16 protein-coding genes are annotated in these 17,650 nt (G+C 37.1%); 9 read left to right on the top strand and 7 right to left on the bottom strand.

From position 1 onward, the window contains the following. Positions 1–8: 8 nt before the first annotated feature. The 7 genes from murD to ABY905_RS01040 all read right to left on the bottom strand — a co-directional run bounded on the left by murD (position 9) and on the right by ABY905_RS01040 (position 8,071). A complete protein-coding gene (gene murD / locus ABY905_RS01070; RefSeq protein WP_372639558.1) occupies positions 9–1,352 on the bottom strand; it encodes a UDP-N-acetylmuramoyl-L-alanine--D-glutamate ligase in 1,344 nt (447 codons plus the stop codon). After that, positions 1,353–2,606 carry a phospho-N-acetylmuramoyl-pentapeptide-transferase gene (mraY, locus tag ABY905_RS01065; RefSeq protein ID WP_372639557.1) on the bottom strand — a complete coding sequence of 418 codons (1,254 nt, stop codon included), beginning with the start codon at positions 2,604–2,606 and terminating at the stop codon, positions 1,353–1,355. 2 nt (positions 2,607–2,608) lie between these two features. Beyond that, positions 2,609–4,066, bottom strand: a complete 1,458-nt coding sequence (locus tag ABY905_RS01060) for a UDP-N-acetylmuramoyl-L-alanyl-D-glutamate--2,6-diaminopimelate ligase (RefSeq protein ID WP_372639556.1) — start codon at positions 4,064–4,066, stop codon at positions 2,609–2,611. A 67-nt stretch (positions 4,067–4,133) separates the two neighbouring features. Beyond that, positions 4,134–6,251, bottom strand: a complete 2,118-nt coding sequence (locus ABY905_RS01055) for a penicillin-binding protein (protein WP_372639555.1) — start codon at positions 6,249–6,251, stop codon at positions 4,134–4,136. Between the two features lie 4 nt (positions 6,252–6,255). Next, positions 6,256–6,636 carry an FtsL-like putative cell division protein gene (locus ABY905_RS01050; RefSeq protein ID WP_372639554.1) on the bottom strand — a complete coding sequence of 127 codons (381 nt, stop codon included), beginning with the start codon at positions 6,634–6,636 and terminating at the stop codon, positions 6,256–6,258. 21 nt (positions 6,637–6,657) lie between these two features. Further along, positions 6,658–7,563 (bottom strand): 16S rRNA (cytosine(1402)-N(4))-methyltransferase RsmH, encoded by a 906-nt coding sequence (gene rsmH, locus ABY905_RS01045; protein ID WP_372639553.1) that lies wholly within the window; start codon positions 7,561–7,563, stop codon positions 6,658–6,660. Positions 7,564–7,612: 49 nt separating this feature from the next. Beyond that, a complete protein-coding gene (locus ABY905_RS01040; RefSeq protein WP_372639552.1) occupies positions 7,613–8,071 on the bottom strand; it encodes a division/cell wall cluster transcriptional repressor MraZ in 459 nt (152 codons plus the stop codon). Between the two features lie 337 nt (positions 8,072–8,408). Between ABY905_RS01040 and ABY905_RS01035 the strand changes: the two genes are divergently transcribed. From ABY905_RS01035 to ABY905_RS00995, 9 genes are all read left to right on the top strand, one after another. Continuing rightward, on the top strand, positions 8,409–8,846 hold the full coding sequence (locus ABY905_RS01035; RefSeq protein WP_372639551.1) for a hypothetical protein: 438 nt from the start codon (positions 8,409–8,411) through the stop codon (positions 8,844–8,846). A 46-nt stretch (positions 8,847–8,892) separates the two neighbouring features. Further along, a complete protein-coding gene (locus tag ABY905_RS01030) occupies positions 8,893–9,540 on the top strand; it encodes a class I SAM-dependent methyltransferase (RefSeq protein WP_372639550.1) in 648 nt (215 codons plus the stop codon). 241 nt (positions 9,541–9,781) lie between these two features. Further along, positions 9,782–10,987 (top strand): PQQ-binding-like beta-propeller repeat protein, encoded by a 1,206-nt coding sequence (locus ABY905_RS01025; RefSeq protein WP_372639549.1) that lies wholly within the window; start codon positions 9,782–9,784, stop codon positions 10,985–10,987. A 208-nt stretch (positions 10,988–11,195) separates the two neighbouring features. Continuing rightward, positions 11,196–12,443 carry a PQQ-binding-like beta-propeller repeat protein gene (locus ABY905_RS01020; RefSeq protein ID WP_372639548.1) on the top strand — a complete coding sequence of 416 codons (1,248 nt, stop codon included), beginning with the start codon at positions 11,196–11,198 and terminating at the stop codon, positions 12,441–12,443. 10 nt (positions 12,444–12,453) lie between these two features. Then, positions 12,454–13,881 (top strand): PQQ-binding-like beta-propeller repeat protein, encoded by a 1,428-nt coding sequence (locus ABY905_RS01015; protein WP_372639547.1) that lies wholly within the window; start codon positions 12,454–12,456, stop codon positions 13,879–13,881. A 25-nt stretch (positions 13,882–13,906) separates the two neighbouring features. After that, a complete protein-coding gene (locus ABY905_RS01010) occupies positions 13,907–14,872 on the top strand; it encodes a hypothetical protein (RefSeq protein ID WP_372639546.1) in 966 nt (321 codons plus the stop codon). 91 nt (positions 14,873–14,963) lie between these two features. Beyond that, entirely contained in the window at positions 14,964–15,170 is a 207-nt protein-coding gene (locus ABY905_RS01005) for a hypothetical protein (RefSeq protein WP_372639545.1), read from the top strand. Positions 15,171–15,181: 11 nt separating this feature from the next. Then, complete coding sequence (locus tag ABY905_RS01000) at positions 15,182–15,751, top strand: hypothetical protein (protein WP_372639544.1); 570 nt, start codon at positions 15,182–15,184, stop codon at positions 15,749–15,751. A gap of 30 nt (positions 15,752–15,781) precedes the next feature. After that, a complete protein-coding gene (locus tag ABY905_RS00995) occupies positions 15,782–17,083 on the top strand; it encodes a 4Fe-4S binding protein (protein ID WP_372639543.1) in 1,302 nt (433 codons plus the stop codon). Positions 17,084–17,650: the final 567 nt, after the last annotated feature.

Below are 17,650 nucleotides of genomic sequence, written 5' to 3'. Positions count from 1 at the left end.
AATTCTTGCTATAGTTTTTGCACTTCATCTTTAAATTGATTGCCTCTATCTTCATAATTTTTGAACAGATCGAAACTTGCACAAGCAGGAGATAATAAAACAGTAGCCTCCTCGTCTGCTAATTCGAATGCTTTTTTCACGGCATCGGGCATGGAATCTGCATCTACAATTGAATTGATGACGCCATCAAAAGCTGCGTGGATTTTTGAATTGTCAACGCCTAAGCATACAATAGCTTTCACCTTATCTTTCACCAAATCCATCAATTCTGAATAGTCATTGCCTTTATCAACGCCACCAACTATCCAAACAGTTTCGTCATCCATACTTTCCAGAGCATACCAAGTTGAATTGATGTTTGTTGCTTTTGAATCATTTATAAATTCAACACCACGAACATTTGTTAATTTCTCCAGACGGTGTTCTACACCTTTAAAATCACTAAGGCTTTCTCTGATGACCTCCTTACGAATGCCGAGAATGCTTCCCGCAATTCCTGCAGCCATTGAGTTATAAGTGTTGTGCTTCCCTTTTAAGGAAAGGTCTTTCTGTTTCATATTAAGATTGATATCTTCATTCTTAATAATTAAATCGTCATCTTTCAAACTTGCCCCCTTTGGTAAACATTCATAAATACTAAATGGATGTTTTTGAACCTGAATTGATATTTGCTTTAATTCTTTTTTAATAATCTCATCATCATGACAGAAAATGAAAGCATCATTCTCAGTCTGATTCTGAATGATTCTGAATTTAGAATCAATATAATTCTCCATCTTATAATCGTAACGATCCAGATGGTCAGGTGTGATATTCATTAAAATGGCAATATCTGCTTTGAATTGCTGCATGCCATCAAGCTGGAAACTGCTTAATTCAACCACATAGTGACTATAATCATTCTCGGCTACCTGACGCGCCAAACTATGGCCAATATTACCTGCTAAGCCCACATTGATACCTGCTTTTTTCAGCATGTGATATATGAGCAGTGTTGTTGTTGTTTTCCCATTGCTACCCGTAATGCAAATCATTTTGGCATCTGAGTAGCGTCCTGCAAATTCGATTTCTGAAATGACAGGAATGTTTAAACTGTTTAGTTTTTTAATTAGTGGAGCAGTATCAGGAATACCAGGGCTTTTAATAACCTCAATCGCCTCAATAATGCGTTCCTCACTATGTTTTCCTTCTTCGAAAGGAATTTCGTATTCGTTCAGAATTTTGCTATAGTTTGATGTGATTTGTCCCTTATCTGAAACAAATACATTAAAGCCTTTGCTTTTAGCTAATATAGCTGCACCAACACCACTTTCTCCAGCACCTAAAACAACTATGGTTTTATGACTATTCATTTATCTGATTTTAAGGGTCACAATAGTGATAACAGCTAATAAAATACCGATAATCCAAAATCGAGTTACAATCTTAGCTTCAGGATATCCCTTTAATTGATAATGATGGTGTAGAGGTGCCATTCTGAATATTCGACGACCTACACCGTATCTTTTTCTTGTATACTTAAACCATGAAACTTGCATCACAACAGAAATATTTTCCACCAGAAAAATTCCGCAGAGTACAGGTATTAATAGCTCTTTATGAATGATAATTGCTAATACGGCAATTATTCCTCCCAATGAAAGACTTCCTGTGTCTCCCATGAAAACTTGAGCAGGATAGGAGTTGTACCATAGAAAGCCGATAGTAGATCCAATAAATGCAGCTATATAAACAACTAGTTCTCCTGAATGAGGAATGTACATGATGTCGAGATAACTGGCATAAACTAAGTGACCGGAAAGATAGGCCAGGATACCAAGTGTGGCACCAATTATGGCTGAAGTTCCTGTTGCGAGTCCATCGAGACCATCTGTCATATTAGCGCCATTGGAAACGGCTGTTACGATAAATATGGTGACAACAATAAAGAGTATCCAGGCAAGAATTGGTGAATATTCTCCTCCAAAACGAACTAGATCTTCGTAGTCAAATTCATTGTTCTTAAAGAATGGAATAGTCGTTTTAGTTGACTTGATATCCTTTGTCATCGCTGTAGGATTTGCTCTGTCAGCGGTAAACCCTTCATCAACAATTTCTGTTTGTGTTCCAATGTCATAAATATTGGCTCTTTCGCGAATAACCACATCATCGTTTAGATATAAAGTTAAACCTACAATTAAACCTAAGCCTACTTGACCAGCAATTTTGAATCGACCTTTTAACCCTTCTTTATCTTTCTTGAAAACTTTGATATAATCGTCTATAAATCCGATCAATCCTAACCAAACAGTTGTGATAATCATCAAAATGATATAAATGTTGTCGAGCTTGGCAAATAATAAAACAGGAACGAGAATAGAAATTAGAATAATGATCCCACCCATTGTTGGTGTTCCTTTTTTCTCGAGTTGTCCTGCAAGACCAAGGTCTCTTACGACTTCACCAATTTGTTGTTTTTGAAGATAATAAATGATTTTTTTACCAAATACGGTCGCAATTAAAAGTGAGGTGATGATACTTAAAGAGGCACGAAATGAAATATAATCAAACATCCCAGCTCCTGGAAAATCTAACTCATGTAGAAATTTAAAAAGATAGTATAGCATATTTATTGATTGAATATTTCATTAATAATTTCTTTATCGTCAAAGTGATGTTTCACACCATTAATTTCTTGGTAATCTTCGTGACCTTTACCAGCTACAAGAATAATATCATCCTTTTTAGCTAGCATGATAGCTGTTCGAATAGCTTCTTTTCTATCTGTAATAGCGAGTATCTTTTTTAGATTATTAGCAGAAATACCTTCCCTCATCTCAGTGATGATTGTATCTGGGTTTTCAGATCGTGGGTTGTCAGAAGTTAAAATCACTTTATCGCTATATTCAGCACTAATTTTACCCATTAAAGGTCGCTTCGTTTTATCTCTATCTCCACCTGCACCCACAACGGTAATTACCGTTTCGTTTCTTGTACGAAGTTGATCGATTGTAAGCAAAACATTTTTTAAGGCATCAGGCGTGTGAGCATAATCGATAATTGCCATAATACCATTTGGAGAAATGATACTCTCAAACCTTCCAGCAACAGAATTAAGCTCACTCATCTTCATTAAGACTTCTTCTTTTGATTGATCAAGAAGTCGTGCAGCACTATAAACGGCTAATAGGTTATGAGCATTAAAATCGCCAATGAAATTTGTCCATAACTCAAGCCCATCTATTCCCAATTGCATGCCATTGAAGTGCTTCTCAAGAATCTGAGCTCTAAAATCAGCGAAAGCTCGAGTTGAATAAGTGAACTTATGTGCTTTGGTGTTTTGCAAAATTATTTTTCCATTTTTATCATCTGCATTGGTAATGGCAAATGACGTTTTACCCAACTGATCGAAAAATCCTTTTTTTGCTCTTAAATAGGCATCAAAAGTTTTGTGATAATCTAAATGATCGTGAGTCAGGTTGGTGAAAATACCACCTTTAAAATTTAAAGCTTTTGTTCTGTGCTGATCAACAGCATGAGAACTAACTTCCATAAAACAATACTCACAGCCCTCATCAACCATCTCGCTTAAAAGTTTCGAAATTTGAATGGCATCAGGAGTGGTATGCGTTGACTTAACCTCTTTTGTATCGATAAAATTGGTAACTGTTGAAAGAAGACCAACTTTATAACCCAGCTTTCTGAATAGTTCATAAAGTAAGCTGGCAATGGTCGTTTTTCCATTTGTTCCAGTTACTCCTACAAGCTTTAAATTGTTAGATGGACAATCGTAATAATTGTGAGCCAGTGCAGAAAGAGCCTTCGACGTATTTTCTACCTTAATGTAGCTTACATTTGGATTAATATTTTCAGGTAGATGCTGGCATAGAATAGCCTTAGCACCTTGTTCGATAGCTTTTGATATAAAATCATGACCATCTGACTGTGTGCCAACCTGTGCTATGAAAAAATCATTGTCTCCAACTTTCCTTGAATCGAAATGAAGGTCGTTGATCTCTATATTGAGCTCACCCACACTTTCGAGTATGTCGATGGATCTTAACAGATCCGTTATTTTTTTAGTCATATTAATCATTTCTTATATATGATATCGGTCTTTGCCATTTTTTTTAGTCGCTATCCCAATTTGATTTTTAGGATAGTTCAATTTGAATTCTATTGCCAGATCGAAAATTTGAACCTGGACGAAGCGATTGTTTTTTTACAGAACCAAAGCCACTAACTTTAACTTTTAATCCTGCATTCTCCAAAATATATAGAGCATCTTGTAGTCCCATTCCTTTTACATTTGGGACTAAATGACTACTTATCGTTCTGTTTTTATATTTGATTATAGAATCTTGTCGCGATGTTAAAACCCAATCGCTATAGACTTCGCGGTCATCTGTTGATACGTTGAGTTCTTTAAATACTATATCCAAATCATCTTTATTCCCATTTAATGAGATAGGGACTTTTATTTCGCATATTTGCTCATCTTGCTTTGGTGGATGCATGGCATAAGTCATTGCATAAACTTTATCTGCAATGGTTTTGAAAACGGGTCCTGCAACTTGATTTCCGTAGAAACCTTTCTTCTTGTCAGGGCTGTTGATCACAACGACGCAAGAGTATTTCGGAGCGTCAGCAGGGAAGTAGCCAGCAAAAGATGCTTGATAGACTTTGTGACCATATCCTTTATTCTTGTCAGCTATTTGAGCGGTTCCTGTTTTACCGGCAATGCTATAACTCGGATTTCTAAGATTTGTTGCAGTACCTCTCAAGACAACACCTTCAAGCATCGATTTAACTTTTCTAAGTGTTTCTCTTGAGCACAGACTGTTTTTGAGCACTTCTTCATCAAAATGCTTTAATACTTTTCCATGATATCTAATCTCATGAACAAACATGGGTTTCATCATTCTACCATTATTTGCAATGGCATTATAAAAACATAATGTTTGAAGTGGTGTTTGTTGTACTTCGTAACCAATTGACATCCACGGGAGAGAGATTCCTGACCAGCCTTCTTCACCTGGGTATTTTATTTTTGGAAGACCTTCACCTTTGATATCCAAATCTAAAGTTTTGTTTAGTCTGAATTCGTATAATCGATTAATGAAATCGCGAGGTTTATCTTTATAATATTGATTGACCATCTTAGAGATCCCAACATTCGACGATTTTTCGAAGGCTTCCTGAACACTTATTTTACCATAGCCTCCAACGTGAGAATCGCGCATTTTATCTTTATAAAAACGATGGATACCATTGCCAGTGTCAATAGAATCCGTTGGTTGGACATAACCATCTTCGAGGAGAGCCATCATTGATGCTAACTTGAAAGTTGAGCCAGGTTCTGTGGCTTCACCAATAGCGTAATTGTAAATTTCTTCGTAGCTATTTGTTTTAGTATTAAAACCCAAATTAGCTATTGCTTTTATGGCTCCCGTTTCTACTTCCATAAGTATAGCAGAGCCATGTCCGGCATGATAGGCTTGAAGTTGCTGTAACAAGGCTGATTGAGCTACATCCTGAAAATTGACATCTATGGTTGTGATGATATCGTTTCCATCCTTAGGATCGGCTTGATTTACAGGAAGCCATTTTCCCGACATTTTTTGCATCATCGAGATACCATCAATACCTTTTAGTTCATTCTCGAATAATCCTTCGAGTCCGACTTTCCCAATAAGTTCGTTGCCATTACCCTTATTTAAATAACCAATGGTTCTACTCGCCAAATTGATATGAGGCTGAACTCTTTTACTTTCATGTAAGCAGATTAGGCCACCTTTATTTGATGATAATCTGAAAAGAGGGAAGGTTTTAATTTGTTTGAGCTCATTATAATTAACCTTTCGTTGATTGATTAATACATAACGATTTCTTTTAGAATGGAATTTGGCATCCCATAGTTGTCTACGATAGGCAGATCTGCTTTTATCGCCAAAAAACTTGGATAGGCAAATCGCCAGAGAATCTACATGTTTTTTGAAAATATAATTAGTTAAGCCCGCTGCCTGAAAGTCCATACGTAATTCGTAATAGGGAATAGAACTGGCTAAAAGACGACCGTCCGCTGCGCAGATATCACCTCTGTTTGCATAAACAGTAATATCTTTCTTACTGATAGACTGTGCACGTCCTCTCCATTCATCTCCTTCGAAAACTTGCAGGTAAACTACTCGGCTAACCACACAGAATGCGAAAAGTACAATTAGAGTGTAACAGACGCCCACTCGCCACATGATGTCGTTCTTTATTTGCACAGTTTTACTTTTCTAAATAGATTTTTACTGGAGGCTTTGTTGATTCAATTAAATCTAAACCCTCTTTTTCTACTCTTTTTACAACTTCTGACTGTTTGCTCATGTACATCAAATCTGATGCAGTTGTTATGGATTCAAAACGAAGATCTTTCAGCTCTTTTTCAAGGCTTACCATATCACGATAAACTCGTTCTGACTGATATCGGTTACTGATATAGTAAATTAATAGTACAGCAATAAAAAGGATGAAAGGGAGATTATGAACCACCACATCTTTTGACAACACGCTACCCGAAATAATATCTTTAAAAGAACCCGAGGGGGTTTCTTTTATTTCTTCCTTCGGATTTATGAAGTCTTTATATTTTCGTTTGAATCCAAACATCCTATTTCAATTTGAATGGTTCTAATTTGTTCTTGGTTGTGCAATTCTCAGTTTTGCACTTCTCGATCTGTTATTGAGTTCCAATTCTTCTTCGCTAGGTAGAATCACTTTTCGGTTTACAGCTTCAAGAGGAGCATTCGTTCTTCCGTAGAAATCTTTCTCAGCACCACCAGCAAATTTTCCGTCTCGAATGAAGTTTTTCACCAATCTATCTTCTAACGAATGGTAAGTGATTACGACTAATCTACCATCTGGTTTGAGAGCATCAGGAATCTGATTAAGCATGTCTTTCAAAACATCCATCTCAGCATTTACTTCAATCCTTAAAGCTTGAAAAACTTGTGCCCAATATCTGTGTTCTTTGAATTTAGGCGTACAAGGCAGAATAACCTCTTTAAGTTGCTGTATGGTTTTAAATTCATTATTCTCACGATGCGCGAGAATCGTTCGAACGAGTTTGCCTGGATTTTTAACTTCGCCATAATATTTGAACACTCTAAATAATTCGTCAGACGAATAAGTGTTTAAAAGATCAGCCGCATCGAAATCGGCACTTTGGTTCATTCTCATATCCAAATCACCATCGAAACGGAATGAGAAACCTCGTTCGGCAACATCAAATTCGTGAGATGATACGCCTAAGTCTGCAAGTATGCCATCAACTTTCTCGTAGCCAATGTATTTTAGGAAATTTTTAAAATATCGGAAGTTGTGACGAATGAAAATAAATCGTTCATCGTCTATGATGTTTCTTTCTGCATCAACATCCTGATCGAAACCAATTAGTTTACCAGTAGTTAGGTGTTTGATGATTTCTCTTGAATGCCCTCCTCCACCAAAGGTTAAGTCGACATATATCCCATCTGGTTTGATGTTTAAAGCTTCAATGCTTTCGTTTAAAAGTACAGGTACGTGATATGATGTCATGCCAGATGATATTACAAAATTTGAAAATAGATTCTAATTGGTATTTGGCTTATAAAGCCATACTGTCTCCCAAAATGTCTTTTGCCAATTGGTTGAAATCCTCTTGGTTCATTCCGGAATCATTGTATTTCTCGGTATCCCATATTTCGATTTTTCCATCTTGACCAACCAGAGTTAGTCCATTAGATAGATTTGTGTTATCGAAAAATTTTTTAGGGATTAAAATTCGGCCATTACCATCAATTTGAATTTCGGCTGTCCCTCTGTAAAACTCTCTCAAGAAGGTTGCGTGCTTCCGATTGAATGGATTTAGTTGACTCCGAATCATTGCTAGTTGTCTGTTCCATTCCGAAGAAGGGAAAAGGTCAAGACAGTCTTCGTACAGGTTTTTTCGCATGACAAATCTATCTTCGGAAGAAGCTGCTAGCAACTTTCGAAATGCAGAGGAGAGAAGAACTCGTCCTTTTGCGTCTAGTTTGCATGGATAATCACCTATAAATGTTAGCATTGGCAAAAATGGTTTACAAATGTAAAAGTAAGAAATTTTCGAACCACTTTCAACCACTTTCAACCACTTTAATCTAATTGTTGAAAACTTTTTATTTAGTGATTTGTGAAAGTTATTTAACGGGCTCGTAATGCGTGTTATTGCATTGGTTTTCTAAAACTTAGTTTTGCCTACCTGTCTGGACTCTGTGCTAGTTTTTGATAATTATTTAGTGATCGAAATCTTTAATTGATTTTGGATGAGAATTGGATTTTCTTTTTGTTATTTTTACTTATTCAAAATAAGATTAAGCAACGAAAAGTTTCAGATTGGTTGCAAAAATATAAAAATATATGGCATGAAAAAACTAGTGAATTATGGGTTTGTAGTGAGTTTTATATGGATAGGTTTTATACTGTCTATCAGTTTTATGGAGGCTTGGGTGAAGTTTAGGGCTGAGAGTCTTGATTTGCCTACAGCTCTTGATGTGGGTCGACATGTTTTTGGTGCTTTAAATGTTGTTGAACGTATTTTTTCGGTATTTCTATTGATTGTTGTTTTTTATCGATACACAGATAAAGTTGTCGTTGCAGCTGGAGTTCTTATTTTTACTTTTATTGTCGCTCAATCTGGATATTTGTTGCCTGAGTTGGATGAAAACGCTCAGCTGATTATGCAAGGGATGCAGCCAGAGAAAAGTTCAGTTCATATGACTTATATCGTGATGGAGGTGTTAAAAGTAGCGGCTTTATTTGCCTTAGGTTTAAGGCAGGTTAAATTATTTAAGGAGAATTAGTACTTTGTGAAATAAAAATAAGCTTTGTGTCACCTAAATCTTTATTGTGGGAAAATGCCCTTTATGTCGTTCCGAAAATACTTCGTTCTATTATGAAGGTGAATCTCGTGAGTACTATTCTTGCATAGATTGTGGCCTTGTTTTCGTACCACAGGTGTTTTTCATTACGTACGAAGCTGAGAAGGTTAAGTATGATCAGCATGAGAATTTTCCTGATGATTTGGTTTATCAAGATTATTTGAAACAGATTATGAATCCTGTTCTTGATAGAATTTCAGAAGGTGCATCTGGTTTGGATTTTGGAAGTGGTCCTGGTCCAACTTTATCAAAAATGTTTGAATCTCGAGGGTTTCAAACTGATATTTACGATGCCTATTTTGCTCCAAATGAAGAAGTGTTTAATAAATCATACGATTTTATAACTGCTTGTGAGGTGGTAGAGCATTTGCATAAGCCTCAAATGGAGCTCGATCGTTTGTTTGGTTTGTTAAAACCTAATGGTGTTTTGGCTATAAAAACTCAAATATTGTCTTCCAAAGAGGAATTCCCAACTTGGTATTATAAGCGTGATATGACTCATGTCTGTTTTTTTTCTGATCAAAGCATGAGATTTTTAGCTGATAAATGGAAGGTAGAGATGGTCTCTGTAAAATCTAATGTTGTTCTTTTTATTAAAACATCTAAAAAGGTTTAAAGGAATAGTAAGGTTAATTTATTTTGTAAGAGCATATTTAAGGGCTAGCTGATGTTTTCAGTTAGCCCTTTGTCTTGTTTGAAATTAAGGGTCTTATGAAAGAATGATTTGCTTGAGCTTATTTAGACTTATGATGGATTTCTGATTATGGGTGTTTCTCATAGATATTTGATGCGGATAGGTCTTATCTTTAGAATCTTGTAATTGTTTATGATGATTTTGAAACCAAAATATTAAATATATGAGATCTCTTTTTTTGTTAGTTGTAGGTGTGATGTTTGTATTCCACTCTCATTCTCAGGATATGTCGCAATGGCGTGGTGTTAAGCGTGATGGAACATATGATGCTAAAAATTTATTGAAAAAATGGCCTGAGGCTGGTCCGAAATTGGTGTGGCATTATGATGCTTTGGGTGATGGGCATGCATCTGCTACTGTGACAGACTCGAGAGTTTATACAGGTGGTGTTGATGGTGATCAAGGTTTTATTATTGCCTTTGATCATTCTGGCAAAGTATTGTGGAAAAAGAACTACGCAAAAGAGTGGATGGATAATTACGATGGTGTTAGAGGTACGCCATTGTTGAATGATGGACTTTTGTACATCATGAGCGGACATGGTGAATTGGTGGCTATGTCTGCAGAAAATGGAGAGAAAGTTTGGTCTAAAAATATGTTGACTGAATATGGTGGAAGAAATCTTCGTTTTGGTATGACTGAAAACCTTTTGATTGAAGGTGATCGATTGTTTTGTACCCCAGGGGGTGAAGAGACTAATATTATTGCCGTAAATAAGAAGACAGGTGAGCTCATTTGGAGAACGAAAGCAATGGGTGAGAAATCAGCTTACTGTTCTCCTTTGTTAGTTCAGCTCGGGAAGCGTTCTCTAATGGTAACACATACAGGTAGTTCTATTATTGGAATTGATACTAAGAATGGTGAGATGCTTTGGAATTTCGAGCATAAGAATCAATACAATATTCACCCAAATACACCTTTATATAAAGATGGACAACTATTTTGTTTCAGTGGTTACGGTAAAGGTGGTGTAATGCTTCAGTTATCCGAAGATGGAGCATCTGTTAAAGAATTGTGGCGAAATATATTTGTCGATAATCAGATGGGCGGAGCAGTTTTAGTGGATGGTAAAATCTATGTGTCAGGACATAATAATCGCATGTGGTATTGTGTCGATTGGAATACCGGTAAAGAAATTTATTCATCAAAGGCGATAGCTAAAGGCAATGTGATTTTTGCTGATGGTATGCTGTATTGTTATGGTGATAATGGTGAGATTGGACTAATTGACATTAAAGGAGATTCGTTTAATAAAGTTAGTTCTTTCCGTGTACCTATGGGAACAAAACAACATTGGGCGCACTTGGTGATTCATAAAAATAGAATGTATGTTCGTCATGGTGGTGCATTTATGGTTTACGAAATTTAGATTTAAATACAATTCAATTTACCATCTTAATAAGACTCGATCTCAATACTATCTTTCTTTAGATTAATTAACGATAACTTCTTGTTAATTGAATGTTAACGAGCTTATTATTTGTCTTGTTTGATTGTGAAATTAATAGTTTTGAAACACTTACTTTTTTTTAGATTAATATTTCATTCTGATAATAAAGAAGATTAAAAATACAAAAATGAAACGACTGTTTTTACTTGGCTTTGCAGCCATTACAATTTTCTCTCAATGTAACTTTCCCAAACAAAAAAGTGAGTGGCGTGGACCAAATAGAACTGGGGTTTATAATGAAACTGGTTTATTGAAAGTATGGCCTGATAAAGGTCCTGAAATGTTGTGGTCATTAACTGATATTCCTAAAGGTTATTCATCGGTTGCAGTTGTTAACGATGTGGTTTATCTGACCGGAATCAAAGATTCAATGGATGTTTTGATGGCTGTTGATATGAAAGGTCAACTTAAATGGCAAGTGCCTTATGGTCGTCGCTGGGATAGTTCTTTTCCGGACAGTCGTTGTACGCCAACAATTGAAAATGATAGAATCTACTTATCGAGTGGAAAAGGTGATTTGGCTTGTATAAATGCCCTAACAGGAGAAATTTTTTGGCAGGTGAAAGCGAGTGAGAAATTCGAAGGGACATACGGTAAGTGGGGGATCTCAGAATCTCTATTGTTACATGGCGATTACGTTTATTACACACCATGTGGTGAGAAAACGACTATGGTTGCTTTAAATAAACTAACGGGTGAAACCGTTTGGCAATCTACAAGTTTAAAAGATAAACCCGGCTATGTTTCGCCTCTTATGGTTGACCGTAATGGAACGAAACTTATTGTAACTGTTACTGAAAATAATGTCATAGGCGTTAATCCTGAAACTGGTGAAATAATTTGGACTTTCAATTATGCAGAATATGCAGGTGGAGAATGGAAGGCAAATATTCAAACCAATACACCTCTTTATTATAAGGGTAAAATATTTGTGACCAATGGTTACGATCATAAATCGGTAATGCTTGATTTAAGCGAAGATGCTTCTTCGGTAAAACTTGCTTACGTGGATTCATTATTAGATGTGCATCATGGTGGTGCTGTTCGCTTAGGCGATTACGTATATGGTTCTAACTGGGTACATAACCGAATGGGTAATTGGGTTTGCTTAGAGTGGGAAACAGGCAAGTTAATGTATGAAACTGAATGGGAAAATAAGGGTTCTATAATTTCAGCTGAAGGCATGTTGTATTGCTATGATGAGAAAGATGGGAATATTGCTTTATCAAAAGCAAGTCCTAAAGGTTTTGAAGTGATTAGTTCTTTTAAAGTGCCTTTAGGTAAAGGACCACATTGGTCGCATTTGGTGATAAAAGATGGCGTTATGTATGTACGCCACGAAGATGCATTGATGGCCTATAAAATTAAAGCATAGCCGTATTTCCATGAATAAAAAATCCTTAAATATTACGCTTCTGACTTTGGCTGTTGTTATTGCCATCTCAATATTGATTGCTTGGTTATGCTACGATCCGGTTCAGGATTTTTCAGCTAGTGTGCCAGGCTTGGATAATCGTCCTAAGGCAGGAACCGAAGCCGTAGATGAGGTGAGTATTGGAGAAAAATTCAAGTCATATATTGAGCATACTTCAAGTTTAACTGGAAAATGGACGCAGTTTAGAGGAGCCGATTTCGACAATATATCTAAAGAGAAGATTAAGCTTGTAGATAAGATCGGACCTGAGCCAAAGATTTTGTGGAAACAAGATTTGGGTGAAGGGCATGCTGCTCCTGTAGTTTATAATGGAAAGGTTTATTTGCTCGATTACGATGAGGTGAAAAAGGCAGATGCTCTTCGATGCTTTTCTTTAGAGACTGGCGAAGAAATATGGAAACGATCCTATAAGGTTCATGTGAAAAGAAATCACGGTATGTCGAGAACCATTCCTGCAATAAACGATAAGTATATTGTAAGTATGGGGCCACGTTGCCATGTGATGTGTGTGAATCCTGAATCAGGAGATTTTTTGTGGGGATTGGATTTGGTCAAAGAATATCAATCTGAAATTCCTTTTTGGTATACGGGGCAATGTCCTCTTATCGATAATAATGTTGCCATAATCGCCCCAGGAGGTAAAGCTCTGCTTATTGGTGTTGATTGTGCAACAGGTAAGGTCTTGTGGGAAACGCCTAATCCTGATGGATGGAAAATGTCGCACTCTTCTATCATGCCAATGGTTTTGGATGGGAAAAAGATGTGGGTGTATGCAGCCGTTGGTGGAATTTGTGGCGTTTCAGCCGAAGGCGATGATTTGGGTCAAATCCTTTGGAAAACAAAAGATTTTTCTCCCTCAGTTATTGCGCCATCTCCCTTAATCTATGATGATGGGAAAGTTTTTATGACGGCTGGATATGGTGCTGGAGGAGTTCTCTTTCAAGTGAAAAAAGCAGGTGAAGCCTATCAGGTAGAAACCTTACAAAAATACAAGCCCAAAGACGGAATGGCATCCGAACAACAGACGCCACTATTATATAAGGGCCGCATGTTTACTATTCTGCCAAAGGATGCTGGAGCTATGCGTAATCAATTTGTGTGTTGCGATCCGAACGATTGTACAAAGATATTGTGGACTAGTGGAAAGACGGATCGTTTTGGTTTAGGTCCTTATTTGGTTGCCGATGGTAAGTTTTTTATTCTGAAAGATGATGGTGAATTAACTATTGCCAGAGCTTCGACTGAGAAATTTGAATTACTCGATAAAGTGAAATTGTTGGATGGACATGATGCATGGGGCCCAATGGTTATAACTGATGGCCGATTGCTGATGAGAGATTCAAAGCATATGCTTTGTATCGATTTGCGTGCAAATTAAGATTGAACTCTGAAAATACGAGATTATGAAGAACAAGCTGACATTAATATTTTCGATTGTACTCCTTCTGCTTTTGGTGGGATTAATTGCAGGTGACTTGTTTTTTGAGAAACCTAAACCTCAACAAAATATTTACGAGTACGATCTTAAGGAGTTGAGGAAGGTAGATTCTTCATTGATCGCTTATAAGGAAGTTTTCTCTTTTAAAATTAATTCAGAAGCTGTTTTTGGACTCGCTTTAGACACTGAAGATCGAATCTATGTGAGTGGAAACGATAAGCTTTGGATTTTTGATTCGCAAGGGCAAGTTCAATCGAGTATGAAAGTGCGAGGCGATGCTCATGCTGTGAGTATTTCTGAATCAGGGAATATCCTCTTGGGAGTTGGAAATCGGGTTGATATACGTAAACCAGACGGTGGGTTGAATAATAGTTTTCAGATTAAAGGAGCAAAGGCTTACATCAGTAGCTTGGTAGAAAGAGAAGGCCTGGTTTATATAGCTGACGCAGGACAAAAGATCGTTCATCAGTATACCATAAATGGGAAAAAAGTGAATCTTATTGGAGCCAAGAATCTTGAAAAAGGCATTCGTGGCTTCGTTATACCAAGTCCTTATTTCGATCTCATGTTAGGCAGACAAGGTGAGCTTTGGGTGGTGAACCCTGGACGACATGCTCTGGAAGCTTATAATGATAAAGGTGATTTGATTTCTTCATGGGAGCGAACTTCTATGCAAGTTGATGGTTTTGGTGGTTGTTGTAATCCAAGTCATGTTGCTATGTTGTCTGATGGGTCATTTGTGACAAGTGAGAAAGGTTTGGAGAGAATAAAAATTCATTTGCCATCTGGTGATTTTAAATCGGTAGTTGCAGCTCCCAATCAATTCGATGCTGGTACGACAGGTTTGGATTTAGCAGTTGACTCCAATGATAGAATCATTGTTTTAGACCCTTCACGAAAAATGGTTCGAATTTTTGAACTCAAAGAATAAAGTTTGTGCTCTTGCTGATTTGAAATCGATCTCAAATCTTAAGTCTTACACATTTCGACTTCGCTCAATGCTGGTCTCATATCTATAAACAATGAATAGGAGAACATTTTTACACAATATAGGGAGAGGAACAATTTTAAGTGCCTTGGCTATTTTCTCAGGAACGATGATTTATCGAAATCTAAACTCAGATGGTGATAGCTGTGATTTCGATTTTGTATGTCGCAATTGTAAAAAAGTTAAAGGCTGTCGTTTGCCCGATGGAATAGACTATAAGAAGAACAATTCGATACAATAATTTGTAGCAGAATGGCTGAAAAAGGAAAAAATAGAAGAGATTTTATCAATACGTGTTTTCGCTTTGCGGCAGGAGCAAGTTTGGTTGGGGTGACAGGTGTTTTGGCACATAAAACTGTATCAGGAAATACGCTTTGGCAAATTGATACAACAAAGTGTACTCAATGTGGACGTTGTGCTACTTCTTGTGTGGTGACACCTTCAGCGGTGAAATGTATTCATGTATACGATATGTGTGGCTATTGCGATTTATGTGGTGGTTACCTTCGTCCTAATGTGAAGAATATTACAACTGGTGCTGAAAATCAACTTTGCCCAACTGGCGCAATTAAAAGAAAGTATATCGAAGATCCATTCTTTGAATACGAAATAATTGAAGATTTGTGTATTGGCTGTGGTAAATGTGTGAAGGGTTGTGGGGCCTTTGGAAACGGATCGCTTCAATTGCAGGTCAGCCACGATTTGTGTGTGAATTGCAACCAATGTGCCATCGCACGCGATTGTCCTTCCGATGCTTTTTCGCGTGTGCCAGCTGATGAGCCCTATAAGTTTTCAGGCTTCAAAAAAGAAAAGAAAGGCTAACCTAACTCAATACCTTAAATAGATTTCTTAATGTCAGAAATTTTAAAATACGTAACACAAACCTGGAATATAAAGAAGCTTGTCACCATGCTATCTATGTTCATTTTATTAATGACTTCAGGTTTTCCTCTTTTTGCGCAACAACAGCGATTTCCCAAGCCGGAATTTGAATCAGGCTATACCCAGCCCGTGACTTCAATGCCTGAAGCGCGCTCTGAATTTTTTGCCATTTTCGATGTCTTTGTACTTATTTTGGCTCTATCCCTAATCACTTGGCTGATTTTAAAGAAACGATCAAGACGAGGCGTTTTGGCTATGTCGGTGTTCTCTATTCTTTATTTTGGCTTCTTTCGTGAGGGCTGTATTTGTTCGGTGGGTTCTCTGCAAAATGTGACATTGGCACTCTTTCAACCTGAGTATAGCATACCCATATCAGCCTTGGCATTTTTTGTGATCCCTCTTGTTTATACCTTATTTTTTGGACGAACCTTTTGTGCAGGTGTTTGTCCTTTGGGAGCCATTCAGGATGTTTTGTTATTGCGTCCTGTGACAATGAAAACCTGGTTGCAAAAAGTTTTAGGCTTAATTCCCTATATCTATTTGGGATTGTCTGTCTTGTATGCAGCAACAGCTACTGATTTTATTATTTGCAGATACGATCCTTTTGTAGGAATCTACCGATTTGATGCGACTTTCTTCATGTATGTTATTGGGGCTATTTTTCTTTTGTTGAGTGCTTTTGTTGCTCGTCCTTATTGCCGGTTCTTTTGCCCATACGGTGTTCTTCTGAATTGGATGAGTCGTTTCTCGAAACATCACCTAAGCATTACACCGAATAAATGTATTCAATGTCGATTGTGTGAAGATTCTTGCCCATTAGGAGCCATCAATAAACCCGTTCCGGTAAAGGTGATGGAAGACAGACCATCGGCAACTAAACGATTTATAAGATTGAGTTTAATTATACCATTGCTTATGATTTTGGGTGGTTGGACACTTTCAAACTTTCATGAGAATTTAGCCAAGGTTAATACAAAAGTTCGCTTGGCGAATGAACTCATACTATTTAAACCTGATGTGATGTTACCATCAGTCGAAATTGAAGCATTTAAAACAGCGGGAACTCCGGTTCAGGAATTGTACTCTGAAGCGGCGATTATCGTGGAGCAATTTTATGTGGGAGCTTGGTTTTTGGGTGGCTTTTTAGGTTTGGTTTTCGGATTGACACTATCAAGTCTGTCTGTATTCAAATACCGAGAGGACTATACGCCCGATAAAGGTGAGTGTGTGAGCTGTGCACGCTGTCTAAAATATTGCCCTGTTGAGAAATAATGAGATGATGTGTGTCTTTTAAGACGGATACTGAGCGGAGCCTTGTGTTGAGCTTGTCGAAATATCGGAGTGTTAGTGATTAAATGAATAAAAGCAAGGCTTGTAACCGATTTTGTGGTTTGGTTGATTGAGTTTTTAAGGCAAGGGAATGCAGAAAACGCTCGGGGGAATACTGAAAACGCTTGGGGGAATGCTGGAAACGCTCGGGGGAATGTTGGAAACGTTCAGGGGAATGTTGAAAACGATCAGGGGAATGCTAAAAGGAAACCTATTTGTTGAAAATCTGATGAGATGTTTGGGTAGGTCGAAGACATTAAAAGAGCTTATTGTTTGCCTAAGAAGCAAACTGGCTTGGCGTAACGAATGATAAAAGTATACTCCTGAAAAAGGGAGGTGTAAAATGTTGAGGTATTAATATTTCTAAAATATATGAAAACAGAATTTTCAAATAAGACAGTTAATCTTCCTCTTTGGCGAGGTGTTGCCATAGTATCTGGCGTTTTTGCCATCTTGATTTGTGCCATGGTTATTGTCAACTATATGCAAATTAATAAGGTTGATCCTGTC

The sequence above is a fragment of the Ancylomarina sp. genome, from assembly GCF_041555295.1.
In the GTDB taxonomy this organism is placed as follows: domain Bacteria; phylum Bacteroidota; class Bacteroidia; order Bacteroidales; family Marinifilaceae; genus Ancylomarina.
This window is presented reverse-complemented; position numbering and strand designations above follow the sequence as displayed.